The following is a 24,643-nucleotide window of genomic DNA, read 5'->3' as shown; positions in this document are numbered from 1 at the left end:
CGCGGCCGCAGCACGGCAGCGGCGAACGGACGGGCGCCATGGTAACCGCGGTGGCATGGCCTGCCGCATCGCGCCCTGCCATTGCGTTTGCTACGGTAGCCGGCGCCGCCACGGGGGGAAGGCCATCGCCATGTTCAGAGCATTCGCAACGCTGGCCCTGCTGGCGTCCGCCGGGCTGGCCGCGGCGCAGGCGCCAGGCCAGCGCAGCTACGCCAATCCGATCGATCTGGATTACCGCTACAACTTCGAGCAACTCAACGAAGGCATTTCCTATCGCACCGGCGCCGATCCGGTGTTCGTGCGCTTCGGCGACGCCTACTACCTGTTCCAGACCCTGGCCGACGGCTACTGGCGCTCCAGCAACCTGCTCGACTGGCAGTTCGTCACGCCCAGTCGCTGGCCGTTCGAGAGCATCGTCGCGCCGGCGGTGGTCGCCGACGGCGACCGCCTGGTGATCATGCAGTCGGCCTTCGAACCGCGCCCGCTGCTGCAGACCCGCGACCCGGCCAGCGGCAAGCTCGACTTCCTGACCCGGCTGCTGCCCACGCTGCCGCGCGCCCAGCCGATCGGCACCGAGATGAAGGGCCGGCCGCTCAGCGACGTGCCGCCCGGCCCCTGGGACCCGGACCTGTTCATCGACGACGACGGCCAGTGGTACCTGTACTGGGGCTCGTCGGACCGCTATCCGCTGTATGGCATCGCCATGGACCGCAACGCGCAGGGGTTCGCCTTCCGCGGCGTGCCGACGCCCTTGCTCGCGCTGGACCCGGCGCAGCACGGCTGGGAGCGCTTCGGCCCCGACCACCGCGGTGCCCGCTTCCCCGACGGCAGCCCGATCGGCAGCTTCCTGGAAGGCGCGTGGATGACCAAGACTGGCGGCCGCTACTACCTGCAGTACGGCGCGCCGGGCAGCGAGTACAACGCCTACGCCAACGGCGTCTACGTCGGCGAGCACCCGCTCGGCCCGTTCGTCTATGCGGCGTACAACCCGGTGGCGTACAAGCCCGGCGGCTTCATGCAGGGCGCCGGCCACGGCTCCACCTTCCAGGACGCGCACGGCAACTGGTGGAACAGCGGCACCGCCTGGATCGGCGCCAACTGGACCTTCGAACGGCGCATCGTGCTGTTCCCGGCGGCGTTCGCCGCCGACGGGCAGATGCGCGTGTCCACCCGCTTCGGCGATTTCCCGCACTGGATGCCGAACGGCCGGGTGGCCGACCCTGAGGCGCTGTTCACCGGCTGGATGCTGCTGTCCTACCGCAAACCGGCCACCGCCTCGTCCACCCTGGACGGCTTCGCCGCCGACCGCGCCACCGACGAGGATCCGCGCAGCTACTGGGTCGCCGCACGCAACGCGCCCGGCGAGACCCTCACCGTCGACCTGGGCGGGGAACGCAGCGTGCGCGCGGTGCAGGTCAACTTCGCCGACTACCGCGCCGGCCGCTACGGCGATGCGCCGGACATCTACACCGCGTTCCGGCTGCAGCACTCGCGCGACGGCCGCCACTGGCTGCCGCTGGCCGAGGTCGGCGACGGCGCCGACCGCCGCGACCGACCCAACGCCTACCTGCAATTGCCCGCACCGGTGCGCACCCGCTACATCCGCTACGTACACGGCCACGTCGGCGCCGCCCACTTGGCGATCAGCGACCTGCGCGTGTTCGGCAACGCCGACGGCGCCCCGCCGCCGGCACCGACCGGCGTCGTCGCACAGCGCGATGCCGACCGCCGCAATGCCCGCGTGCACTGGCAGGCGGTGCCCGGCGCCGTCGGCTACAACGTGCGCTGGGGCCTGCGCGCCGACCGCCTCAACCTCACCTACCAGGTGTTCGCCGACCGCGGCACCGACCTGGAGATCCGGGCGCTGAACCGCGACCAGGACTACGTGTTCGCCGTCGAAGCCTTCGACGAGCGCGGTGTCTCCCCGCTGAGCGCCCCCATCGCCGTGCCATGAAGCCATCACCGCCTTCCCGTATGCTTGGCCCCACCTCGACCGCGCACCGGCGATGCGGCGCGCGGCAGGATCGGCTGCCGATCGAAGGAGAAGGACGATGCACCAGCACCAGGGAACCCAGCGCCAGCGCCGGCTGCGCGCCTGGCTGATCGCCGCGATGGTCGCCGGCGTGTGCGGCAATGCCGCCGCGCAGCAGACCGACCCGCGCGATGCGCAACTGCAGCAACAGCAGCGCCTGCTGCAGCAGCAGGCCCAACAGATCCAGCAGATGCAGCAGCAACTACAGCAGATGCCGCCGGCCGGCGCCGAAGCCGCTGCCCCGAGCGATGGCCTGTCCGCCACCTACCACGACTGCCGCAAGCAGGCGCAGGGCCTGGACGAGAGCCGGCGCTGCATCCAGCGCGAGCAGCGCGTGCAGCAGGAGCGCCTGGACCGCGCCTACGACAAGCTGCGCTACCGCATCAGCGGTACCGACCGTTCCCGCCTGATGGACGCGCAGTACACCTGGCAGCAGTCCAACGAACAGGCCGCCAACCTGGACCGGGCGCTCGGCGCACGCGGCCAGGAGGCGGGCCTGCAAAGCGCCGAAGCCAGCCTGCGCCGGATCAGCTCCCGCGCCGACGAACTGGAAGGCTATACGCGCGGCGGGCGTTGAGGGCAGCGACAGGTAAGTTGTCGGACGATACGCGGCAGAGCGTGCTGCGCCGACGATCGTCCGGGCAGCCATGACACTGCCAAGGGTCTTTTTCAACGCATTGCACGGAGGCCGATATGACGGGCATGGAACAGCGGGACCATCTTCGTAAGCGGAGCGCGCTGGCACAGCTGCCGCGCGGGCGCGATCCATCGGCGCGTCGCTGGGCCGTCGCAAACCGGTTGGCCACACTCTGCCTTGTCGCATTGCCCGCCTTCGTGCTGAGTACGGCGGTCGCGGCGGCGCCTCCCCTGCCATCGGGTGCGGACTTGCTGGCGATGCGGAGCGACGCGCTGCGTCCGACATACTCACAGTGCCTCTCCAAGGCGACACAGCAAGACGCGCGGGAACGCTGTGTCGACGAGGAATTCGGCTATCAGGACAGTGAGTTGAACCGGGTTTATCGCGCCCGAATGGCGGCCCTGCCTTCCGCAAAGGAGCGGGCGGCGCTACAAGCCGCGCAGCGCCAGTGGATCGCGCAGATCTACCAGGGCCGTTGCAAGCTGCCAGAGCAGGCAAGCCCGGCGATGCGCCTGGATGCCAAGCAATGCAGACTGGCCACGACGATCAGCCGACTGCACCAACTGAACGATCCGCAGTTCGTCGCGTCGATCAGTGCCGCCAGGCCGATGACGCCGTCGCCCGATACAAGCTCGGTGGCGAAAGTGTTCACTGCGACTGGGCTGCCGGATGCGGCGGGACAGGTCGTGTTTGCCCTGGGAAACCTAAGCCTGCAGGTCGCAGACGCGCATTGTCGCGACACCGGCGGGCTACTTCTGCGCTGCGCGCCCGCGACGGTCGCGGTGCAGCATCCGGCGGGGCGACAGTCCATCCCCGTCCCGTCGCTGGTCTTCTTGAACAAGTCAGCGGATCAACAGGACTATGTCGCCGCCTACCGCGGCCCCCTCGCCAAACAGGGCGAAGAGAGCGAGGGCCTGCGTTATACCGTGATCGTCTCGGACATCAATGGCGACGGCTACGACGATCTGCTGTTGTGGACCGACTTTTCCGGCCGCTTCGGCGCGCCCGCCTATACCTATTATCTATTCGATCCAACGGCCAAGCGCTTTGTGAAGAGCGAGAAGCTCGCGCAGGCGACACGCGGCCTCACACTCTCCGGCATCAGCGGCACGACCCTGCACCTGTGGTCGGAAGAAGGACAATGCAAACGCACCCTGGTGACGCTTGCACTGCGTGGAACGACACCGACGCGGCATTCCAGCAAAACCCTCGATTTCTGCGAGTAGCCAGCCAGTACGGCGCAGCCCTCGCACGCCCCAGAGAGACAAGGACTTCCCATGAGCGACGGATACGGCAAGCAGAACGCAGGATTCGGGCTGACACGCGAACAATCGGTCGACCTGATCGTCCGCAGCTGCCTGGATCACGGTGTCACCGACACCCGGCAGATCGCATATGTGCTGGCAACCGCACAGCACGAATCCAGAGACTTCCAGGCACCTGAAGAGGACTGGGGGCGAAAGCAGGCCGTGACGCTGTCCTATCACGGTGGCGAAGCCTATTACGGCCGCGGCTATGCGCACCTCACCCATGTCGAGTTGTACGAAAAGCTCGGCGAGAAGGCCGGGCTAGGCCGCGAACTCGTGCAATCGCCAGGCCGGGCCGCAGAACCCGCCATTGCGACGAAGATTCTCGTCGCCAGCATGCGCGATGGCGACTTCGTGCCGGGACAGAACCTGGCCGCCCATATCAACGCCGACAAGCAGGATTATGCCGGCGCACGCGCCATCATCAATCCCCGTGATGCGGCAAGCGTGCAAACCATCGCCGGCTATGCGCGCACGTGGGAAGCTTCGGTACCGGCGCTGGTAGAGCGCGTCCAACGCGAAGGCGTGGCGCCCGCGCAAGCGCCGGCTGCATCCAATGCGCCGGCATCCGTCGGCAAGGGCGACGCGAATCAAACCGTGTTCGAAGCACAGCAGTATCTGGCCGCGTTGGGGATGACCGATGGCAAAGGCAAGGCCATCTCGCCCGATGGTGATTTCGGCGCCGGGACCGAACATGCGGTCAAGCAGTACGAACGCAACAAAGGCGTGGCAGAGCCAACCGGCCGCGTCGATGCCGCCATGCTGGCTGAATTGCGCGTCGATACCTTGCAGGCGCAGCCGCAATTCAAGCGCCAGACCATGACGGACCTGTACGGGCCATTGAAGGACGGGGAACTCCGCCGAGGCGAGAAGGGTGAACCCGTCTATGAGCTGCGCCGGCAGTTGCAGGGCCTGGGCTACATCCAGAATGCGCCTCCGAACTGGAGCGGCGACCGCCTTTACGACGAGCACATCGAAACCGGCGTCCGTGCGTTCCAGAAGGCCAATGGGCTACAGGAGACCGGACGCGCCGATACGGAGACGCGGCGACAGTTGAATGCGTTCGCGGTGAGCCAGCATCTAGCGCCGACCACGGAATTCGACCGTCCTGAAAATTGGCCTCCGCAACCGCCGCCGTATACCAGGGCCGAGTACCAGACCCGCCAGCAGGCACCAGGCCAACCCGCCCAACCCGCACCTGCAGCGCAAGAACCATCGCCAGATCGCCGACAGGGCCAGGCACCGACGTCGGCAGCGCCTGGTGCCATGCACAGTTCGCTGTACCAGGATTGCTCAAACGGCGTCGACGCGCTGGACCGGCAACTGGGCCGCGCGTCCGACACGGCGAGCGCATGCATGAAGGCCAGCCTGACCGAGCTCGCCACCCGCAGCGGCCTCACCCGGGTCGATCATGTGCTGCTCAGCGAACGCGGTCGTCAAGCCGAACCAGGGCAGTACGTCTTCGTCGTCGAAGGCGATCCACGCAACCCCGCCAGCCTGCGCGCGCACATGCCGACCGACCAGGCGATCAAGACACCAGTGGAAGTGTCCTTCGGTGCCCTGGCGCAATCGCAGCAACGCCAAGCCAGTTTGCAGGCCGAGTTGGGCGGCGAGCAACAGCGCGACGCGCAGGTGCGTCAGGCACAAGGCAAAGGCATGGGCTGACACGTCACCCGCCGATGGCGTCGCGACGTTGGACCCCGCAGTCTCACGACACGTTGGAGAACGTTCCGATGCACGCCTACGACATCGAACCCGGCGACTGGCACGACGGCGCGCCCGTTCGCGACAGCGACGGCTGGTGCTTCGGCCTGCCGCCGGGCACCGCCGCGGCGCAATGGCCGCTGGATCCGTGGAGCGGCTATCCGATGCAGCACGGCTTCACCCTGCGGCTGCCACCGGACTACCGCGTGCACGGCCCGGACATCGTCGCGGTGTCGTTCTTCGCCACCGCGCCGGACCATAACGACGGCGGCCCGGCCGGAACAGTGGACGGGATGCACGCCGCGATCGCCACGCCCGCGCAGGCGCTGGCCGACCCGGCACTGCAGCCGTTCCGCGAACGCGCGCTGCAGGCCCACCCGCGACTGCAGCGCATGCAGGACGTGCTGGACTGCGCCTACGCGCTGATCCTGCTGCGCCAGGAAGAGGTGGACGGCGCGCCATGCCGGCCGCCACCGCTGGTGGACAGCCCGTTGCTGCAGCGGACGCCGCCGCCGGAATGGCTGCAGGTCGGAAGCGCGACAGTCTGCGAGGCGTGGGACGCGCGCAGCGCGCCGCTGCCGCAGGCGCCGGACCGTTTCGCCCTGCATCGTCCGCTGCGGCTGCGCCGGCGCGAGCACGATCCCAATGCCGGGGTGCCGCCGCGCGAGACGTTCGGCAACGCGCCCGATCCCGGCGGCTATCAGCCGTTCTACTACTGGCAGGACGGCGTGGTCAGCCGCGAGCACTACCGCGAACACGACTGGGCCGCCGGCCACGCCATCAACCACCTCGGCGGCACCATGCGCCCGATACAGGGCATCCCGGACTTCAGCCCGTACTACATCGAGTTCGACGAGGCCTTCGGCGGCTACAACTTCGGCGGCGGCATCGCGCAACTGGACATCCAGGGCCTGCGATTGGACTGGGCCTGCGGCTGAGGTCGCCGAACCGGGCGGCGCTTGTGCGGCGGCGCGCTCACGGCCCGGCTGCGCAGCCCCCGCCCTGTTCCGCGCACACCTTCATGGCGCGTTGCAGTTCGGCCTCGCTCAGCTGTGGAGGCGGCCGCGCGACGGCCGCCTGGACCTGGTCGGGGCCGCCGGTCAGCGCGTGCAGGCCCTTGGCCGCCTTGCCGGCCAGGTAGTAGACGCCGAGCGCGATGTAGCCGCCGCTCTGGCTGACCTGTTCCACCGAGGGCGGCGGACGCCAGTCCTTGTCGAAGCGGTTGGGCGGCGGCGACACCGGGTTCTTGAAGCGGTACAGGTCCAGCGGCTCGCCCTCGTCCGGCGGCAGCGCGCGCACTTCGCCCAGGGTCTGGATGTCGGGCTGCGCGGCGGCATCGGATGTGGGCGGCGCGGCAGCCGAGAGCGCCGGCGGTGCAGGCGCCTGCTCGACAGGCGCCGTCTGTTGCGCCTGTGCCTGCGCGCACGCCGCCAGCAACGCGACGGCCAGCACCGTGCGCAGGCGCCGGCCGATCGAATCCGCGGTGTCCATGCTGTCCATGGCGCCCGAGCTTACGGACGCGGCACGGCCATCTCTAGCGTATCGGCGCCGCCGTTCACGTCGCCGACAGCGGGCGCAGGCACAGCCAGATCGCGCACCAGTGCGCCAGCGCGCCGCCCAGCACGTGCGCATGCCAGATCGCGCGGTTGTAGAGCATCGACTTGCGCACGTAGAACGCCACGCCCACCGTGTAGATCGCCCCGCCGGCGGCGATCAGCCACAGCACCGGCGTATCCAGCCCGGCCACGATCGGCTTGACCGCCGCCATGCCCGCCCAGCCCAGCAGCAGGTAGATCGCCACCCAGAAGCCCTTGGCGATGCCGGGCAGGAACAGCTTGGCGAACACCCCGAACAGCGCCACGCCCCACACCGCCAGGGTCATCGACCAGACCCAGGCGCCGGACAGCGCCAGCACGAAGAACGGCGTGTAGGAGCCGGCGATCATCACGAAGATGCCGGCGTGGTCGAGCTTGCGCAGCACCGGCTGGCGCTGCGGCGGGGCGAAGTTGTACGCCGCCGAGCAGGCGAACATGGTCAGCAGCCCCAGCGCGTAGATGCTGGTGGCCACGATCAGCGCGTCGTTGGCATGGGCGCGCCAGACCAGCAACGCGCCGCCGACCACGGCCAGCAGCAGGCCGGCGGCATGCACGAGCAGATCGGCGCGGCGCGCGGCGGCGGTGCGGTAGTGCGGGGGGACGACAGAGCGCGGCTGGGACAAAGCGGTCTTCGGCGCCCCGAAGAACGGCGCCGCGGTGCTGGGGGACGCCTAGGATACGCGCGCGACGGGGGATCCCCGCACCGCCGCACGCCGACATCCGTTCCGCGACCTAATGCGTGCCTGCGGAATGGCGCCGATGCCGATCCCATACCGGCGCTGGCGATCACCTGCCCACCGGATAGAGCGTATCGAGCTTGTCGAGCGGGTGCTTGTTGCCTGCAAGCGAAGGCGCGCTCTCGCCGCCTTTGCTCTTCAGCTCCTTTTCCCATTGCACCACCTGATCCTTCAGCTTGCGCGCATAGCTCTTGAGCTGGGACAGCGTGACACTGCCCTGCTTCTGCCAGAACTCGGCTTCGACCGACGTGCGGAACGTGCCATCCGCGTACACCCACAGAGCGCGACCGATGGTGCTGTCGTCGCCACTACGTTTGCCCAATGCCTGCGCGTCTGCGTCGACGCGGATAGTGCCGTGGATCTCGAACGCCAGCCGCTGCGCATCGGCAAATGTGACCTTCAGATGCGCATGCAGGTCGCCGGAAGACGGCAGGGCCTTGGTGACATCCTTGATGTAGACGTTGGCGTCGACCGACGCCTTGTTGCTGAAGCCGTTATCCTGCAGAAATTCGGCAGTGACCATGGTATTCGCTCCTGAGTGTGTGAACACGGTCCGTCATTGCACGACGGGTAGCGAAAGCCTCGCGCCGCGCGCGGGACACGGCCATCGGCACAAGCCTGATCTGCGTAGTACGCGCTGCCTAGGACGTGGCATCGGCGCAGACGGCCGCTCTGTCGGTATAGATGCGGAGGGCCGGCACGCATCGCCGACCGGCTGCCGCATGCAGTGCGAACAGCGATGCTTTCCCATGCAATCACCCAGCCTGAATCCGCTCAGCCTGCCCGCCTCGCCTCTGCGCGCCCGGTCTCATACCCTGAGACGCGATTTCGCTTCCCTGTTCCGCTTTGAGAGCCGTGCCGATGCCCGCCCACGCCCTAGCCCCGCGCACCGAGGACGCCGAGCGCGCCCTGTCCACCACCGACGGGATGCCCTCGCGCGATGGCGCCCTGCTCAGCGCGCGGCTGGAGCGCCGCTACCACGACCGCATCACCGGCAGCTTCACCATCCCCGGCCAGGCCGGCCGCTACGCGCCGATTCCGGACGACGTGCCGCCGGCGCTGGCCGCGGCATTGCGCGAACGCGGCATCGCGCAGCTGTACAGCCACCAGGCCGAGGCCTGGGACGCGGCGCAGCGCGGCGAGCACGTGGCCATCGTCACCCCCACCGCCTCGGGCAAATCGCTGTGCTACACGCTGCCGGTGGTGGCCGCGGCGATGACCGCGCAGGCCAAGGCGCTGTACCTGTTCCCGACCAAGGCGCTGGCGCAGGACCAGGTGGCCGAGCTGCTGGACCTCAACCGCGCCGGCGACCTCGGGGTGAAGGCCTTCACCTTCGACGGCGACACCCCCGGCGATGCGCGCCAGGCGATTCGCCTGCATGGCGACATCGTGGTCAGCAACCCGGACATGCTGCACCAGGCGATCCTGCCGCATCACACCAAGTGGGCGCAGTTCTTCGAGAACCTGCGCTACGTGGTGATCGACGAGATCCACACCTACCGCGGCGTGTTCGGCAGCCACGTCGCCAACGTGCTGCGCCGGCTCAAGCGCATCTGCGCGTTCTATGGCGCCACGCCGCAGTTCATCCTGTGCTCGGCGACCATCGGCAACCCGCGCGCGCATGCCGAGGCGCTGATCGAGCAGCGCGTGCATGCGATCACCGACTCCGGCGCGCCCAGCGGCGACAAGCATGTGCTGCTGTGGAATCCGCCGGTCGTCAACGCCGACCTGGGCCTGCGTGCCTCAGCGCGCTCGCAGAGCAATCGCATCGCGCGCATCGCGATCAAGTCCGGGCTCAAGACCTTGGTGTTCGCGCAGACCCGGTTGATGGTGGAGGTGCTGACCAAGTATCTGAAGGACATCTTCGACCACGACCCGCGCAAGCCGCCGCGCATCCGCGCCTACCGCGGCGGCTACCTGCCCAGCGAGCGTCGCGAGGCCGAGCGGGCGATGCGCGCCGGCAGCATCGACGGCATCGTCTCCACCTCTGCGCTGGAACTGGGCGTGGACATCGGCGCGCTGGACGTGGTGGTGCTCAACGGCTATCCCGGCAGCGTCGCCGCCACTTGGCAGCGTTTCGGTCGCGCCGGGCGCCGCCAGCAGCCGGCGCTCGGCGTGCTGGTGGCCAGTTCGCAGCCGCTGGACCAGTACGTGGTGCGGCACCCGGACTTCTTCGCCGACGCCTCGCCCGAACACGCGCGCATCGCCCCGGACCAGCCGCTGATCCTGTTCGACCACATCCGCTGCGCCGCGTTCGAGCTGACCTTCGTCGCCGGCGAGGCGTTCGGCCCGGTGGACCCGGCGGTGTTCCTGGAAGCGCTGGCCGAGAGCGAGGTGGTGCACCAGGAAGGCGACCGCTGGGAGTGGATCGCCGACAGCTACCCGGCCAATGCGGTGAGCCTGCGCTCGGTGGCCGACGGCAATTTCGTGGTGGTGGACAAGACCGACGGCAAGCAGCAGATCATCGCCGAGGTGGACTATTCCGCCGCCGCGCTGACCCTGTACGAAGGCGCCATCCACATGGTGCAGAGCACGCCCTACCAGGTGGAAAAGCTCGACTGGGAAGGCCGCAAGGCCTACGTCACCCGCACCCACGTCGACTACTACACCGACAGCATCGACTTCACCAAGCTCAAGGTGCTGGACCGCTTCGACGGCGGTGCGGCCGGGCGCGGCGACGCGCACCACGGCGAGGTGCACGTGGTGCGGCGCGTCGCCGGCTACAAGAAGATCCGCTACTACACCCACGAGAACATCGGCTACGGCCCGGTCAACCTGCCCGACCAGGAACTGCACACCACCGCGGTATGGTGGCAATTGCCGCAGGCGACCCTGCTCAAGGCGTTCGGCAGCAAGCAGGACGCGCTGGATGGTTTCCTGGGCGCGGCCTATGCGCTGCATGTGGTGGCCACGGTGGCGGTGATGGCCGATGCGCGCGACCTGCAGCAGGCGGTGGGCGACGGCGACGGCGCCTGGTTCGCGGCGGCCGATGCCAAGGGCCGCGGCCAGTTGCGCGGCGGCGACAGCGGCGAGCCGGCCAGCATCGAACTGCAGCAGTTCGTGCCCACCGTGTACCTGTACGACAACTTCCCCGGCGGTGTCGGCCTGAGCGAGCCGTTGTGGCGGCGCCAGGCCGAACTGGTGCAGCGCGCGCGCGAACTGGTGCAGGGCTGCGACTGCGTGGCCGGCTGCCCGGCCTGCGTCGGCCCGGTGCTGGCCGCGCAGGAGGCCAGCGCGACCACGCCCCGGGCGCTGGCGCTGCGCGTGCTGCGCTTGCTGCTCGACGGCGAGGACGACACGGCGCTGGGCGCGCACGGCGCGACCACGATCGCCATCGATGCCGATGTCGACGCGCTGCCGGAGTGGAGCGCATGAGCCTCAGCCTCGAACGCCTGCGCGCGCTGCGCCGGCAGGCCGGCGACGCCAGCGCCGAGCGCGCGCCGGCGTCCTCCGGCCGCATCGCAGCCGACGCGTCTGCCGCACCACGTGCAGGCGCTGCCGCGGCGGCGCTCCCGCAGTCGACAAGGCAGGCACCGGCAGCGATGCGCGGCGACGCATCGCCCGCAACGCCAACGCCGGCCGCACGCATGTCACCCACTCCAGCACGCGATGTCGGCACCGACACCGCAGTCGCCCCGCCCATCGCCATCGCCCCGTTCGACCGTGGCGGCACCGATGTATCCGCCCTGCGGCGCCTGCTCGGCCTGCGCGAGCGTGCCGTCGCGCCCACCGCGGCTGCGTCCGCACGCAAACCGGCCGCCGCACCGGACCGGCACCTGCCCGGGGTGGAGATCGCGCCCGGCCTGCACCTGATCGAGGCGTTCCTGCCGCAGCCGATTCCCGCCAGCGCGCTGTCGCTGGCCTTCGCCCGGCGCGAGGATGCGGTGGAACCGACCGACCTGCTGTTCTTCGACACCGAAACCACCGGCCTGGCCGGCGGCACCGGCACCCGCGCCTTCATGATCGGCGCGGCCGACTGGAGCGTGCATCCGGCCGATGGCCCGGGCCTGCGCATCCGCCAGTTGCTGATGGCCACGATGGGCGCGGAGAAGGCGATGCTGGAGGCGTTCCGCGCCTGGCTGCGGCCGGGCACGGTACTGTCCAGCTACAACGGCCGCTGCTACGACGCGCCGCTGTTGAAGACCCGCTATCGGCTGGCGCGTTGCGCCGATCCGCTGTCGGCGCTGGACCACGTGGATCTGCTGCATCCCACCCGCCGCCGTTACCGCGGCACCTGGGAGAACTGCAAGCTCGCCACCATCGAGCGGCAGTTGCTGCGCGTGGTGCGCGAGGACGACCTGCCGGGGTCCGAAGCGCCGGCGGCGTGGCTGGGCTACCTGCGCGGCGGCAACGCGCGCAACCTGCGCCGCGTCGCCGCGCACAACCACCAGGACGTGGTCACGCTGGCGCTGCTGCTGCAGCGCCTGGTCGCCGCCGAGGCCGAAGAGCGCGCGCTGGCAGCTGCGGCGTCGGCGTAGGCGCTGCGTACGCCGCCGGCGACATCACTCCAGCCGCTGCGCACTGCCCGCGGCGATGGCGGCATCGAACAGGCGGTCGACCTCGCGATCGATCTGCGCGCTCAGTTCGCCCTGGCGCGCACCCAGTTCGCCCTGCTGACGGCCCAGCGCGGCCTGCTGTTCGCCGAGCGCGCGCATCTTCGCCGACAGCGCGTCCTGGCGCTGCGCCAGTTCGGTCTGGGCACGTGCTTGCGCCTTGGCGGCAATGCCTTTGGAGTCCATGCGGTCCGCCGCCAGCGCGATGCTCTCTCGGACCAGCTCGCCCTGTTCACGGCCCAACTCCCCCTGTTCGCGGCCCAGGGCACCCTGCAGCTTGCCGAGCTCACCCTGCTGCGCGCCCAGCTTGCCGATCGGCTCGAACAGCGCGTCGAAACGGGCCAGCAGCGCAGGATCGTGCACCACATAGCGCTTGCCGCCGCGGCGGAACCACAGGCCATCGCCCTGGGTCTCGCGCTTCATGCTGGCGAGCTCGTCGCTGCTGCCGCTCATCGTCGAATGGTTGCCCTTGACCCGGACATACGACTGTTCGATTTTGCCGTTGTGGGTTTTCTGCATCGATCGCGTGCTGATCCGCGAGCCGATGGCCGGCGGCGGCGCCGGGACCGCCGGGACCGCCATTGGCGGCACGGGCGGCGGCGGCGGTACTGCGGGCACGTTGGCGGCACGGGCGGCGGCACCGGCGTCCCCCATGTCGACCGCATCGGCCGCCTCCGCGGCCTCCGCGTTCGCGGCTTCCATCTCAGGCTCCTGCGCCGCTGCGCTCGCGTCGGCTGCCTGCTTCGCTGCATCTGCAGCCGCCATGGCAGCCTGCGCCTCCGCCGCCGCAAGCGCCGCTTCGCGGGCCGCGTCATCGGCAGTGTATTCGCTCGGTGGCGCCGCGGCCTGCGCCGGGGAGGCGGGAGCCGGCTTGCCGGCGGCAGGCAGCGCATGGCCGGGCTGGGCCACCAGGCGCAGCGGCGCCACGCCGAGCACGGTCACCGCGGTCAGGATCAGGGCCGCGCCCAGGCGCGGAAAAGCGGACGTGGTCTGCAGCATCAGCAATCTCCGTTTCAGGCTCAGGAAGGTCGGCGAAGCGCTGGCCAGGCCGGCGCTGGGCCGCGGTGCCACACCCAGCTGCACCAGCAGCCGCGCGTAGTCGTGACGGCAATGGCGGTGGCCGGCGACCACGGCCGCATCGCAGGCCGCCTCGCGGGACAGGGCGTACTCACGGTTGGCCAGGTGCACCAGCGGATGGAAGAAGAACAGGTGCTGCGCCACCGCCGGCAGCAGCCCCCACCACAGGTCGCGGCGCTGCAGGTGCACCAGTTCGTGGGTCAGCGCCATGTCCAGATCGTCGGCGCGCAGGCTGTCCATGCGCCGCGCCGGCAGCAGCAGCACCGGCTGCCACGGTCCGATCAGTTGCGGCGAATCGGTGTGCGCGCACAGCCGCAGCTGCGGCGGCTGGCGCAGGCCGTGGGCCTCGGCCGCCAGGCGCAGCGCGCCGAGCAGGGCGGTGTCGGTGCACGGCGCCGCCTCGCGCGCACGCTGGCGGCTGCGACGGTAGGCCAGGACGCTGTGCGCGGCGCAGACCAGCACGCCGGCCAGCCACAGCGCCACCAGCGTCTGCGCCCACGGCCAGGCCGCCAGGGATGTCGTGGCCGGGGGTGCGGCGATCGCCGCGGTGGCAGCGGTGGCGTTGACGTTGATCTGCGCGGGCACCGCAGCGGACACGTGCAGCGTCGCAGCGCCTGCCGGCATCGCCGGCACCGTGGCGACGGCCGCCGGTGCTGCCGCCACCGGCGCCGGCGCGGCCGGCAACACCGGCAGCTGCACCGCACCGGCCCACAGCAGGCCCAGCACGCTCTGCGCGGCGACCAGCCACCACAGCCGGCAACGCGTCGCCGCCGGCAGGGTCGGCAGCCAGCGGCACAGCGCCCAGATCAGCGCGACCAGCACCAGCGTCTGCACGCTGGTCGCCAGCAGCCGCGACAGCAGGCTCTCGAACACGTCCGTCCCCACCAGGCTGTGCATGGCTCAGTCCTCCCGCCGTTGCGATTGCAGTTTGGCCACCAGGGCCTCCAGTTCGGCCAGTTCCGTGTCGCTGACCTCGGCGCGCTGCGACATCCACGCCACGAACGGCGACACCGAGCCCTGCAGGGTCTTCTCGACGAAGCTGCCGACCGCGCTGCGCACCACGTCGTCCTGGCCGCTGGTGGCGGCATAGCGGTACACGCCCTGCACCTGACGGCGACGCAGATAGGCCTTGGCGCGCAGGCGTTCCATCATGGTCAGCACCGTCGAGCGCGCCAGCCCGCGCGCCTCGCCGAACCCGGCGGCGACCTCGCCGACGCTGGCATCGCCGTGTTCGGCGATGTACTGCAGCAGGGCCAGTTCCTGGTCCCCGATCGATTTGCGGCGCATCCGCCCACTCCGATGACTACACGTGTCGGCAAAGCTACCTGTGACGACAATTGTCGTCAATAGGTCGCAGGTCATGGGCCGATACCGGACCAGCGGTGGTCCTGTCGGTTATGAAAGTAGAGGGTGGGCGCGGTCAGCCTCTGAACCGGGTCACAGCGTGCCGTGCCTGCTGAGGTCGCTACAGCTACGAAGCATGTACGAGCGGAGCTCGAATGCGGCATCGCTACGAATGGGTGATCGTAGCGAGATCCGAGATGCGCGGCAGGTACTGACCGAGCAGCCGTTCGGTAGTGGCGTTGCCGCCACATTGCCGAGGCGAGTCAGCGGATGCGAAAGAAACCTCTGCCTGCAGTGTGACAGTCAGCAGTTATGCCCGGCGCGCTCCCACCGTTGGCCCTCCGTAGTGGTGCACCTCGCCGCTGATGGTATCAACAGCACGCATTTCTTACAGGCGATTTCCCACAGCCTGCGCTTGACGCGGTGCGGGCAATGGATCCGATGTCTTTCGCATCGATCCAAGCAAAAGATGTCCATGAGCGACTCGGCGACGGTGACGCAGCCCATGCCGGATTGCCCGGCCGGCTTCATGACGGGGGATGATGTCATCGGGAGTGAAATCACCAGTGACACCGGACAACTGACGAAAATCATCGTGCCAGATGCTTTAATGGCGAATCACCTTCTTGGAGAGCGATCCATGGACAGGAGCGACACCATACAACGCGCTTCGACCGAGGACATCTGTAATCTTGCACATGACGTCTTGTCCGGCATTACCCGCGACATGAACGATGAGCACTATAAGGATCCGGCATCGTCGTTGACGTTCGCATGGTCGCATCAAGCGGGATTTGCTGCCTGGGCAGAGAGCAATTCGTCGCCGGGCCAGCCGCCGATCCACAAAATATGCTTGAGCTATGACTTGGCTGTCTGCATCTATAGAGATGCCGAAGACTTCTACCAGTTCGCCACATTCAAAGACGAACTCGATCTAGCGATCATTGGAGCGTTTGAGAAACTTTTGGGAAAGCATCCCTGCATCCCCCAAGGATTCGATCGGGCGGCCGCGGTAACCAATATGTTCATTGCGGGCCTCACATGGGTCTACTTCCATGAGCTCGGCCATCTTGCGCAGGAACATGGGTACATACGAAACCTGTATTCGGACGAACCGGCCGGCAACACCCTCATCAGCGAGGACAACGGGAATTCCAGCAGGACACTGAGCGCCCGCGACTCTGCGGTTTCCCATGCCACCGAGATAGCCGCAGATTTCGAAGCGATGAATTATTGCATCTACGAAATCATCAGACATGCGTTCAGCGACTCGGCAGACACCTGTGATCTCGAGTTCTTCTTGGGAACCACTTATCTTCTTGCCGCGATGCTTCCTTGCCTGTTCTACCGCTTCTTGAATGGCAAATCGCTGGACACCCAGCAATTGCCGGTTGGGAGTCACCCGCATCCCATTCGTAGGTTGGAGTTGCTGATTCCGCACATTGTCGAGGACCTCGACTGGTCTCCGGTCAGGTCGATAGTCGGCCATACTCTAGACAGAAAGGCTTTGGTGGGGCTAATTGGACACGCGGCTCACCTCGGGGCCATCTTCTGGCTAGGCCGCCATAGTGGCGGCGAGCCCGTCGACCCGGGCGTCCTGTTCTCTATCATCAACAAGGACGATGCCGGCAAGCACTACTTCCGGAAGGTCGTGGAGGTTTGGGATGAGATCGTGCCGAAGATTCGAGAGGTCAGGCGCTATGGTCCAGAGAAGGGAATGATGAACATCAGCTCGGAATTCAGGGATTTACTTATCTAGCTCGGATACGGCGCTAGCAACATGCGCTTCGCCGCCAACCCCGCGAAATTCTCAATCAGCTTCTGAACTTCTGTTGCTGCCGGCCGCAGTCCGCTCCGATACTGATGATGGGCGCCGTTGGCGGCATCCCGCCAACACGCCCCCCGCAACGTTGCAGCACCACCGCCCTATACGCGGGTATCGCTGGACGTGCATGCGGCACACATGGCTGTACCAACGCGCAATGGTGCAAGCGCACATGCGATGCAAGAATTCCCTGCATCGCTTCACGCCGCTGTCTTCACCGCGGGAAACGCGCCGCTGCACCTGCCGCGCGCCGCCTCCCCGGGTTCGTGCCGCACCGCCGGCGCCCTGTCATCGCAAACGCACAACCAGCCGGACGCCGCCGCGAGGCCGCCGCCCTGCGCTGGGTGCGCGCGTGCGCCACCGCCTCCCACTCCACGCCGGATCCGACCATGCACGCAACCTCCTCCCGTCTCCGCGCCGCCGCCCTGCCGATCTCTGCACCGCATCGCCTCAGGCACGCGTACACGCCGTCGTTGTTGTCTGTGGCGCTGGTCGTCTGCCTCGCCGCCTCCACGGCGCACGCCGCGGACGAGGCTGCCAGCAGCAATGCCGACACCACCCCAACCACGTTGTCCGCACTGGACGTGGTGGCCTCGCCGCATGCGGCCGCGGTGGCGCCCACCCAGGTGGTGGGCCCGAACCGCTACGTCATCAATGCCGGCGACATGGACGCCGACATCGCCGGCAGCAACGGTCTGGCGCGGCTGAAGACCGTGCCCGGCGCCAGCTACACCGCCACCGATGGCCTGGGCCTGGACGTGTCCGCCACCAGCCTGTTCGTGCGCGGCTTCCGCATGAACGAAATGGGCGTCACCTTCGAAGGCGTGCCGTTGAACGACAGCGGCTTCCTGTCGCTGACCGGCACCAGCGTGGTCAACGTCGGCGTGCCGGACGCCATCGGCACCATCACCGTCAGCCCCGGCGCGGCACCGGTGAGCGTGTTCTCCAGCAGCGCCAACGGCGGCGCGCTGGAGTACCGCCTGGGCGAGCCGAAGGAGACGCCCGGCCTGCGCATCAAGCAAGGCGTAGGCAGTGACGCGACCCGGGTCACCACGGTCTCGGCGCAGAGCGGGCAACTCGGCGACAACGGCCCGAAAGTGCAGGTCGACCTGCAGCGGCTGGGCGCGGACAAATACCAGGGCGGCGGCACCCAGCGCTTCCTGCGCGGCGACCTGAAGGCGACGCAGGACGTGGCCTGGGGCACGTTCACCGTGTTCCTGTCCGCCAGCCATGCGGCGATGTGGGGCTACAACAACCTGTCCTTCGACATGCTCGGCAAACTCGGCTGGCGCGCCGACAGTGTCTATCCCGACTACGCCAGGGCCTACGCCATCGCCCTGCCGCAGAACGCCGCCGCCTCCTGCGGCGCCTACCGCTGCGGCGCGCTGGCCGGGCTGCTGCCTTACGACACCGGCCAGGTCACAGACGACCGCATCGCCTCGCTCGCGCACGACTTCCACATCTCCGACGCGCTCAGCGGCCATGTGCAGCTCTACAGCACGCGCAGCCGCACCCACGCCACGCTGAGCGATCCGACCACGCCTTCGCCCGACGGCGCGCCGTTTTCCGAGCAGGTGCAGGCGCCGCACCTGCGGCGTACCGGCGGCCTGCTCAGCCTGACCTATGTGAATGGCCGGCACACGCTCAGCGCCGGCCTCTGGCAGGAGCACGGCAGCGCCGACGCGGCGACGTCCTGGTACACCGAGCCGCTGCTCGGGCAGGGCCGGCCGCTGCGCACCACCGGGCCGTGGGACGTGTACGGCCCAGCGTTCAAGACCGACAACGTTTCGCAGTGGACCACCCGCGCGCGCCAGGCCTACCTGCACGACGACATCGCGCTGAGCGACACGCTGGTGTTGGGCGTGGGCGCCAAGGCGGTGGGTTTTCGCACCAGCGGTGGCGGTGTCGGCGATGCGCCGGACCGGCCGGCGGCCGGCACGCTGCGCGCCAAAAGCGCGTTCCTGCCGCACCTGTCGCTGTTCTGGAGCCCGACCACGCAGACCGATGGCTTCATCGACCTGGGTAGCGCCATGAACGGCTTCCGCGTCGCCCAGCGCGGCAACATCGGCTACACCGCCTCGGCCTGGACCGTGCCCGACCAGGCCACCTTCGACCGCCTCACCCGCCGCCTGCGCCCGGAGCAGGACTGGAACCTCACCGTCGGCGGCACCCATCGCTTCGACCGCGCCACCGTGACCGCCGACGTGTTCTACGGCGACATCCGCAACCGCCTGCTGTCGGCCGCGGTCGGCACCCAGTTCGCGCAGGTCAACACCGTGCAGGTGATGCCGAGGATGCACACGTTCGGCGCCGACCTGGGCGTGACCGTCGATCTGACCCCGCATGTGCAGTTCTACCAGGGCATGGCGCTGGCGCGCTCGGTCTACGACCGCGACGTCGTCGTCGACGGCAGCGTCTATCCGATCCAGGGCAAGGCGCAGCCAGGCTATCCGCAACTGTCGCTGGTCAGCGACCTGTCGGCGCATGTGCGCCAGTGGCGGCTCGGCGCCACCAGCACCGAATACCTGCATCAGCCTTTCACCTACGAGAACGACCTGCGCGTGCCGGCGTTCTGGCAGGTCAATGCGTACACGGCCTACACGCTGGGCGCGGACAGCCGGCTGCCGGGCCTGGAACTGCGTCTGGACGTGAGCAATCTGCTCGATCGTCACAACATCGGTACCGCCAACATCGCCGGCTCCGCCTTTGCCGGCGATTACCAGACGCTGCAGCGCAGCGCGCCGCGGCAACTGTTGTTCAGTACCTCGCTGGCGTTCTGAGCGGGCGGCATGCGCGCCCGCCCCGACGGGTGCGCATGCATGGGGCAGACACGGCGTTCACGGCGGTGCCACGGCGGCACGACTAGAAGTTTCCGCACCGGTCCGCCGACGCATGCCGCGTCCGTCGGCCCTCGCCGCCGCGCTGCGGCGTGCGCCCCACGACCGCAGCGGCTTATGGACAGGACATCGGCATGAGCGACGACACCCGCAACACCGGTTCGCCCGATCGCGACCGCATCAATCTCCACGAAGACTACGAAGTGCGCTACTGGACGCAAGCGTTGGGCGTGACCGCCGACGAATTGCGCGCGGCGGTACAGGCGGTGGGCAGCAGCGCCGCGGCGGTCCGCGCGCACCTGCGCAAGTGACGCGGGCCAGACCCGCGCCATGAGCCTCGCCGACTACCGCCGCAAGCGCCGCTTCGACAAGACCCGCGAGCCGGAGCCGGGCAAGCCGGTGCCGGCAGGACAGCGGCCGATCTTCGTCGTCCAGCTGCACCACGCCAGCCGCCGCCATTACGATTTCCGCCTGCAGGTCGGCGATGCGCTGAAGAGCTGGGCGGTGCCGAAAGGGCCGAGCTACGATCCCAAGGTCAAGCGCATGGCGGTGGAAGTGGAAGACCATCCGCTGGACTACGCGACGTTCGAGGGCGAGATCCCACAAGGCGAGTATGGCGGTGGGCATGTGGCCCAGTTCGATCACGGCGTGTGGAGCAGCGCGGACGATCCGGAGGCGCAGCTGGCCAAGGGCCATCTGCGCTTCGAACTGTTCGGCGACAAGCTCAAGGGCGGCTGGCACCTGGTTCGCTCGGGCAAGCCGGCGCGGCAACCGCAGTGGCTGCTGTTCAAGGAGGACGACGCCTTCGCCAGCGACCTGGAGGCGGACGACCTGCTGGCCGATGTCACCGCGGCGCCGGCGCAGGACGTGAAGCGCGCCGGCGCCGGCAAACCCGACAAACGCAAGGCCACGGTCGTCGCCGCACCGGTACGCAAGGGCCGCCGCACCAACTGGGCCAGGCTGGCCCAGGCGCTGCCGGGCGCGGTGCCGGCCGCGGCGCCGGACGGGCCGTTCACCGCACAACTGGCCCGGCTCGGCGACGCGCCGCCGCAGGGCGCGCACTGGATCCACGAGATCAAGTGGGACGGCTACCGGATCCTGGCCACCGTCGCCGACGGCGTGGTGCGGCTGTGGTCGCGCAACGCGATCGAGTGGACCGACAAGATTCCCGAGATCCGCGATGCCATCGCCGCGCTGGGCCTGCGCTCGGCAGCGCTGGATGGCGAACTGATCGCCGGCAAGGGGACCAAGGAGGACTTCAACCTGCTGCAGGCGGTGCTGTCCGGCGAACGCCAGGGAAAGCTCGCGCTGGCCTTGTTCGACCTGCTGCACCTGGACGGCATCGACATCGCCGCCGTGCCGCTGTCCGAGCGCAAGGCGCTGCTGCAGCGGCTGCTGCAGGGCGCCGATGCGCACCTGGCCTTCAGCTCGCACATCGACGGCGATGGCGACGCCGCGTTCCAGCTCGCCGGCGCGCAGCACTTCGAAGGCATCGTCTCCAAGCGCGCCGACCGCGGCTACCACGGCGGCCGCAGCGACGACTGGCGCAAGACCAAGCAATTGCGCTCGGACGAGTTCGCGGTGGTCGGCTACACCGCGCCCAAAGGCAGCCGCAGCGGCTTCGGTTCGCTGCTGTTGGCGCGACCGGATCCCGAGCACGGCTGGCTGTATGTCGGGCGCGTGGGCTCCGGTTTCTCAGACGCCTTGCTGCGCGAGCTGACCGCACTGATCGGCAAGGCCGGCAGCACCACGCCCAGCGTGCACGTGCCCACCACCGACACCGACCTGCGCAGCGCGCGCTGGTTCGCGCCGCGCTTCGTGGTGGAAGTGTTCTACCGCGGCGTCGGCGGACAGCAGTTGCTGCGCCAGGCCTCGTTGAAGGCGGTGCGGCCCGACAAGGACATCGCCGACCTGGGCGATCGCGACGCACCGGCACCGCGTGCAGCAGCCGCGCGCGCAACGCCGCCTGCCAGGAAAGCCAAGACGGACAAGACGGCCAAAGCGACCAAGACGGTGAAGACGACGAAAGCGGCGAAGGGTGCGAAAACGGCCGACACGAAGCCAGGCCCTGCCACGCGGCGCAAGCGAGGTGTCGCGAGCGCCGACAGCACGCGCACGCCGCCGACGCTGTCCAGCCCCGGCCGCGTGGTCTTCCCCGACATCGGCGCGACCAAGCGCGAGGTCTGGGACTACTACAGCGCGGTGATGGACCACCTGCTGCCGGAGATCGCCGGCCGCCCGCTGTCGATCATCCGCTGCCCGGCCGGCGCCGAGCGCGCCTGTTTCTTCCAGAAACACCACACCGCCGGGCTCGAGCTAGTGTCGTCGGTGAAGCTGAAGGAAGAGAGCGGCACCCAGGCCGAATATCTGGTGGTCGAGGACGCGGCAGGGCTGCTCGAACTGGTGCAGTTCAACGCCCTGGAATTCCATCCCTGGGGCGCCAAGGCACAGCGCCCGGACGTGGCCGACCGCGTGGTGTTCGACCTGGATCCAGGCCCGGACGTGCCCTTCGCCGAGGTCAAGCGCGCGGCCACCGACATCCGCAAACTGCTCGCGCAACTGGAGCTGGAGTCGTTCCTGCGCGCGTCCGGCGGCAAGGGCCTGCACGTGGTGGTGCCGCTGGCGCCGGGTTGCGACTGGGACCTGACCAAGCGCTTCGCCCATGGCTTCGCCGACGCGCTGGCGCAGTCGCAACCGGACCGCTTCCTCGCCACCGCCAGCAAGCGCCTGCGCAACCAGCGCATCTTCGTCGACTACCTGCGCAACGGTCGCGGCGCCACCGCCGTGGCCTCGTACTCGCTGCGCGCCCGCGCCGGCGCGCCGGTGGCGATGCCGCTGGCCTGGAGCGACCTGTCCAGGCTGCACCGCGCCGACGCCTTCAAGCTGCGCGACGTCCCGGCCAAGCTGAAACGGCGACGCAAGGATCCCTGGGCCGGCATCGATGCGCTGAAGCAGAACCTGGCGCGCTGGGCCGAAGCGGAGTGAGCAAAGCCCCTCTCCCTGCGGGAGAGGGGTTGGGGTGAGGGTCCGGCGCGAAGCGACTCGCTGACATTGAGCGCGAGCGACCCGTACCCTCATCCGCCCCTGCGGGGCACCTTCTCCCGAGGGGAGAAGGGAATCAAAGCCCCTCTCCCGCCGGGAGAGGGGTTGGGGTGAGGGTCGGCGCGTAGCGACTCGCTGACATTGAGCGCGAGCGACCCGCACCCTCATCCGCCCCTGCGGGGCACCTTCTCCCGAGGGGAGAAGGGAGTCAAAAGCCCCTCTCCCGCCGGGAGAGGGGTTGGGGTGAGGGTCGGCGCGTAGCGACTCGCTGACATTGAGCGCGAGCGACCCGCACCCTCATCCGCCCCTGCGGGGCACCTTCTCCCGAGGGGAGAAGGGAGTCAAAAGCCCCTCTCCCGCCGGGAGAGGGGTTGGGGTGAGGGTCGGCGCGTAGCGACTCGCTGACATTGATCGCGAGCCACGCATACCCTCATCCGCCCCTGCGGGGCACCTTCCCCCAAAAAGGGGGCCATGGTCCCGAGGGGAGAAGGGAATCAACGCCCCTCTCCCCCCGGGAGAGGGGTTGGGGTGAGGGTCCGACCGCCAGCCAACTCACCCGCCAACCCACTCACCCACTAGCCCGTCGGCCCACCCATCACCGGCAGGATCGCGCCATTGATGTAGCTGGCGGTGATCGGCGAAGCCAGGAACACGTACGCCGGCGACAGTTCCTCCGGCTGCGCCGGGCGTCCCATCGGGTTCTGCTTGCCGAATTCGGCCACGTCCTCCGCCGGCTTGTCGGCGGGATTGAGCGGCGTCCACACCGGCCCCGGCGCGACCGCGTTGACGCGGATGCCGCGCGGCTGCAACTGGCTAGCCAGGGCCATGGTGAAGGCATGGATCGCGCCCTTGGTCGCCGAATAATCCAGCAGCGACTTGCTGCCGAACAACCCGGTCTCAGAACCGCTGTTGACGATCGCCGAGCCGCGCTTGAGATGCGGCAACGCCGCGCGCGCCATGTGGAAATAGCCGGCGATGTTGGTCTGCAAGGTCTCCTGCAGGTGCTCCTCGCTCAGGTCCTCCAGCGCATTGCAGTGCAACTGGAAGGCGGCGTTGTTGACCAGCACGTCGAGCCCGCCGAAGGCGCGCACGGTCTGCGCCACCGCGTCCTCGCAGAACGCCGGATCCTTCACGTCGCCGGCGATGGTGATGCAGCGGCGGCCTTCGTTCTCCACGTGCTGGCGGGTGACCTGCGCATCCTCGTGTTCGTCCAGGTACAGCACCGCCACATCCGCACCCTCGCGCGCGAACAGCACCGCCACCGCGCGACCGATGCCCGAGTCGGCGCCGGTCACGATCGCGCTCATGCCGCGCAGCTTGCCGCTGCCCACATACTCCGGCGCCTCGAAGCGCGGCTGCAGCGCCAGTTCGTGCTCGTTGCCAGGCTTGGCCAGGTGCTGCCTGGGCATGCGCTGCGGCTGCTTGCGCGGCCCGGCCTGGCCGGCGTCGCCCGGCTTGGCGCGCTTGGGCTTGGGCTTGGCGTCGGCGGCATCGACCGCGCGCTGCAGCGCGCGTTGCTGCTGCACGGTCTTGGCGCTGGACGACGAGGCGCTGCTGCGCTTGGACGGGGCGGACTTGGTGGCGGCAGGACGCTTGCGGGAGGCCATCGGCAATACTCCGGATGCGGGAGAAGGACGCAGTCGCGCAGCCCTCCTCGAGAGGAAAAAAGGGGCGCCGCTCAGGCGCGGTCGGCGAGACCGCTGACGCCGGCGTGCTGGGCGCAGTGCGCGCAGCAGAACATGCGCTCGCCGGCCTGCACGCCGTGGCCGACGATGCGGCACTCGCAATGGCTGCAGCGCGGGGCGAAGGCGTGGATCGCGCACTCGAACGAATCGAAGGTACCGCTGCGTGCGCCCTGGGTCAGGGTGAAGGCCTGGTCGTAGTCGTTTCCGCAGACATCGCAGGTGGCCATGATCGGCTCCGGTTGCTGGGGGAATCCCGAGTCTGGCCCCG

General features: G+C 69.0%; 18 protein-coding genes. 11 read left to right on the top strand and 7 right to left on the bottom strand.

All coding sequences use genetic code 11. The annotated features are described in order from the left end of the window. The first annotated feature begins 130 nt into the window (after positions 1-130). The 5 genes from AC1PMG_RS00950 (at position 131) to AC1PMG_RS00930 (ending at position 6,618) form a co-directional block, all read left to right on the top strand. Positions 131-1,954, top strand: a complete 1,824-nt coding sequence (locus tag AC1PMG_RS00950; protein ID WP_481110325.1) for a family 43 glycosylhydrolase — start codon at positions 131-133, stop codon at positions 1,952-1,954. Positions 1,955-2,051: 97 nt separating this feature from the next. Continuing rightward, a complete protein-coding gene (locus tag AC1PMG_RS00945) occupies positions 2,052-2,609 on the top strand; it encodes a lysozyme inhibitor LprI family protein (RefSeq protein ID WP_481110324.1) in 558 nt (185 codons plus the stop codon). Positions 2,610-2,725: 116 nt separating this feature from the next. Further along, the gene (locus tag AC1PMG_RS00940) at positions 2,726-3,895 is read left to right on the top strand and encodes an XAC2610-related protein (protein ID WP_481110323.1); all 1,170 of its coding nucleotides are present in this window, start codon (positions 2,726-2,728) and stop codon (positions 3,893-3,895) included. Between the two features lie 51 nt (positions 3,896-3,946). Then, positions 3,947-5,641 carry a peptidoglycan-binding protein gene (locus AC1PMG_RS00935; RefSeq protein WP_481110322.1) on the top strand — a complete coding sequence of 565 codons (1,695 nt, stop codon included), beginning with the start codon at positions 3,947-3,949 and terminating at the stop codon, positions 5,639-5,641. A 68-nt stretch (positions 5,642-5,709) separates the two neighbouring features. Next, entirely contained in the window at positions 5,710-6,618 is a 909-nt protein-coding gene (locus tag AC1PMG_RS00930; protein ID WP_481110321.1) for a hypothetical protein, read from the top strand. Positions 6,619-6,655: 37 nt separating this feature from the next. On the opposite strand, the gene AC1PMG_RS00925 is transcribed toward AC1PMG_RS00930, so the two are convergent. From AC1PMG_RS00925 to AC1PMG_RS00915, 3 genes are all read right to left on the bottom strand, one after another. Beyond that, positions 6,656-7,180 carry a hypothetical protein gene (locus AC1PMG_RS00925; protein ID WP_481110320.1) on the bottom strand — a complete coding sequence of 175 codons (525 nt, stop codon included), beginning with the start codon at positions 7,178-7,180 and terminating at the stop codon, positions 6,656-6,658. 55 nt (positions 7,181-7,235) lie between these two features. Then, positions 7,236-7,898 (bottom strand): PAQR family membrane homeostasis protein TrhA, encoded by a 663-nt coding sequence (gene trhA, locus AC1PMG_RS00920; protein ID WP_481110319.1) that lies wholly within the window; start codon positions 7,896-7,898, stop codon positions 7,236-7,238. A 163-nt stretch (positions 7,899-8,061) separates the two neighbouring features. Continuing rightward, positions 8,062-8,535 (bottom strand): hypothetical protein, encoded by a 474-nt coding sequence (locus AC1PMG_RS00915; protein WP_481110318.1) that lies wholly within the window; start codon positions 8,533-8,535, stop codon positions 8,062-8,064. A gap of 338 nt (positions 8,536-8,873) precedes the next feature. Between AC1PMG_RS00915 and AC1PMG_RS00910 the strand changes: the two genes are divergently transcribed. Both AC1PMG_RS00910 and AC1PMG_RS00905 read left to right on the top strand, forming a co-directional pair. Continuing rightward, entirely contained in the window at positions 8,874-11,387 is a 2,514-nt protein-coding gene (locus AC1PMG_RS00910) for a DEAD/DEAH box helicase (RefSeq protein WP_481110317.1), read from the top strand. Then, entirely contained in the window at positions 11,384-12,490 is a 1,107-nt protein-coding gene (locus AC1PMG_RS00905; RefSeq protein ID WP_481110316.1) for a ribonuclease H-like domain-containing protein, read from the top strand. Before AC1PMG_RS00910 ends, AC1PMG_RS00905 begins: the two co-directional genes overlap by 4 nt. A 24-nt stretch (positions 12,491-12,514) precedes the next feature. Here AC1PMG_RS00905 and AC1PMG_RS00900 read toward each other — a convergent pair whose 3' ends face one another. Together AC1PMG_RS00900 and AC1PMG_RS00895 are read right to left on the bottom strand one after the other, a co-directional pair. Then, positions 12,515-14,539: a M56 family metallopeptidase gene (locus tag AC1PMG_RS00900; protein WP_481110315.1), complete on the bottom strand. Its 2,025-nt coding sequence runs from the start codon at positions 14,537-14,539 to the stop codon at positions 12,515-12,517. A 3-nt stretch (positions 14,540-14,542) separates the two neighbouring features. Next, positions 14,543-14,929 (bottom strand): BlaI/MecI/CopY family transcriptional regulator, encoded by a 387-nt coding sequence (locus AC1PMG_RS00895; RefSeq protein WP_017909741.1) that lies wholly within the window; start codon positions 14,927-14,929, stop codon positions 14,543-14,545. A 532-nt stretch (positions 14,930-15,461) separates the two neighbouring features. Here AC1PMG_RS00895 and AC1PMG_RS00890 point away from each other — a divergent pair. The 4 genes from AC1PMG_RS00890 to ligD all read left to right on the top strand — a co-directional run bounded on the left by AC1PMG_RS00890 (position 15,462) and on the right by ligD (position 22,633). After that, positions 15,462-16,745, top strand: a complete 1,284-nt coding sequence (locus AC1PMG_RS00890; RefSeq protein ID WP_481110314.1) for a hypothetical protein — start codon at positions 15,462-15,464, stop codon at positions 16,743-16,745. Between the two features lie 455 nt (positions 16,746-17,200). Further along, positions 17,201-19,591, top strand: a complete 2,391-nt coding sequence (locus tag AC1PMG_RS00885) for a TonB-dependent receptor (protein ID WP_481110313.1) — start codon at positions 17,201-17,203, stop codon at positions 19,589-19,591. 191 nt (positions 19,592-19,782) lie between these two features. Then, complete coding sequence (locus AC1PMG_RS00880; RefSeq protein ID WP_209030360.1) at positions 19,783-19,959, top strand: DUF3606 domain-containing protein; 177 nt, start codon at positions 19,783-19,785, stop codon at positions 19,957-19,959. A gap of 19 nt (positions 19,960-19,978) precedes the next feature. After that, a complete protein-coding gene (ligD, locus tag AC1PMG_RS00875; RefSeq protein WP_481110312.1) occupies positions 19,979-22,633 on the top strand; it encodes a DNA ligase D in 2,655 nt (884 codons plus the stop codon). Positions 22,634-23,265: 632 nt separating this feature from the next. Here ligD and AC1PMG_RS00870 read toward each other — a convergent pair. Together AC1PMG_RS00870 and AC1PMG_RS00865 are read right to left on the bottom strand one after the other, a co-directional pair. After that, complete coding sequence (locus AC1PMG_RS00870; protein WP_481110311.1) at positions 23,266-24,297, bottom strand: SDR family oxidoreductase; 1,032 nt, start codon at positions 24,295-24,297, stop codon at positions 23,266-23,268. Positions 24,298-24,368: 71 nt separating this feature from the next. Beyond that, positions 24,369-24,602: a hypothetical protein gene (locus AC1PMG_RS00865; RefSeq protein ID WP_010342266.1), complete on the bottom strand. Its 234-nt coding sequence runs from the start codon at positions 24,600-24,602 to the stop codon at positions 24,369-24,371. Positions 24,603-24,643 lie beyond the last annotated feature (41 nt).

This window comes from Xanthomonas sp. NCPPB 2250 (assembly GCF_056725265.1).
Note: the sequence above shows the minus strand (reverse complement) of the source record. Positions and strands in the feature narration are given on the sequence as shown.

Bases quoted from the DNA above. Each gene is read 5' to 3' on its own strand.
- AC1PMG_RS00950 (WP_481110325.1), top strand. From the start codon at position 131: ATGTTCAGAGCATTCGCAACGCTGGCCCTGCTGGCGTCCGCCGGGCTG.
- AC1PMG_RS00945 (WP_481110324.1), top strand. From the start codon at position 2,052: ATGCACCAGCACCAGGGAACCCAGCGCCAGCGCCGGCTGCGCGCCTGG.
- AC1PMG_RS00940 (WP_481110323.1), top strand. From the start codon at position 2,726: ATGACGGGCATGGAACAGCGGGACCATCTTCGTAAGCGGAGCGCGCTG.
- AC1PMG_RS00935 (WP_481110322.1), top strand. From the start codon at position 3,947: ATGAGCGACGGATACGGCAAGCAGAACGCAGGATTCGGGCTGACACGC.
- AC1PMG_RS00930 (WP_481110321.1), top strand. From the start codon at position 5,710: ATGCACGCCTACGACATCGAACCCGGCGACTGGCACGACGGCGCGCCC.
- AC1PMG_RS00925 (WP_481110320.1), bottom strand. From the start codon at position 7,180: ATGGACAGCATGGACACCGCGGATTCGATCGGCCGGCGCCTGCGCACG.
- AC1PMG_RS00915 (WP_481110318.1), bottom strand. From the start codon at position 8,535: ATGGTCACTGCCGAATTTCTGCAGGATAACGGCTTCAGCAACAAGGCG.
- AC1PMG_RS00910 (WP_481110317.1), top strand. From the start codon at position 8,874: ATGCCCGCCCACGCCCTAGCCCCGCGCACCGAGGACGCCGAGCGCGCC.
- AC1PMG_RS00905 (WP_481110316.1), top strand. From the start codon at position 11,384: ATGAGCCTCAGCCTCGAACGCCTGCGCGCGCTGCGCCGGCAGGCCGGC.
- AC1PMG_RS00900 (WP_481110315.1), bottom strand. From the start codon at position 14,539: ATGCACAGCCTGGTGGGGACGGACGTGTTCGAGAGCCTGCTGTCGCGG.
- AC1PMG_RS00895 (WP_017909741.1), bottom strand. From the start codon at position 14,929: ATGCGCCGCAAATCGATCGGGGACCAGGAACTGGCCCTGCTGCAGTAC.
- AC1PMG_RS00890 (WP_481110314.1), top strand. From the start codon at position 15,462: ATGAGCGACTCGGCGACGGTGACGCAGCCCATGCCGGATTGCCCGGCC.
- AC1PMG_RS00885 (WP_481110313.1), top strand. From the start codon at position 17,201: ATGCACGCAACCTCCTCCCGTCTCCGCGCCGCCGCCCTGCCGATCTCT.
- AC1PMG_RS00880 (WP_209030360.1), top strand. From the start codon at position 19,783: ATGAGCGACGACACCCGCAACACCGGTTCGCCCGATCGCGACCGCATC.
- ligD (WP_481110312.1), top strand. From the start codon at position 19,979: ATGAGCCTCGCCGACTACCGCCGCAAGCGCCGCTTCGACAAGACCCGC.
- AC1PMG_RS00870 (WP_481110311.1), bottom strand. From the start codon at position 24,297: ATGGCCTCCCGCAAGCGTCCTGCCGCCACCAAGTCCGCCCCGTCCAAG.
- AC1PMG_RS00865 (WP_010342266.1), bottom strand. From the start codon at position 24,602: ATGGCCACCTGCGATGTCTGCGGAAACGACTACGACCAGGCCTTCACC.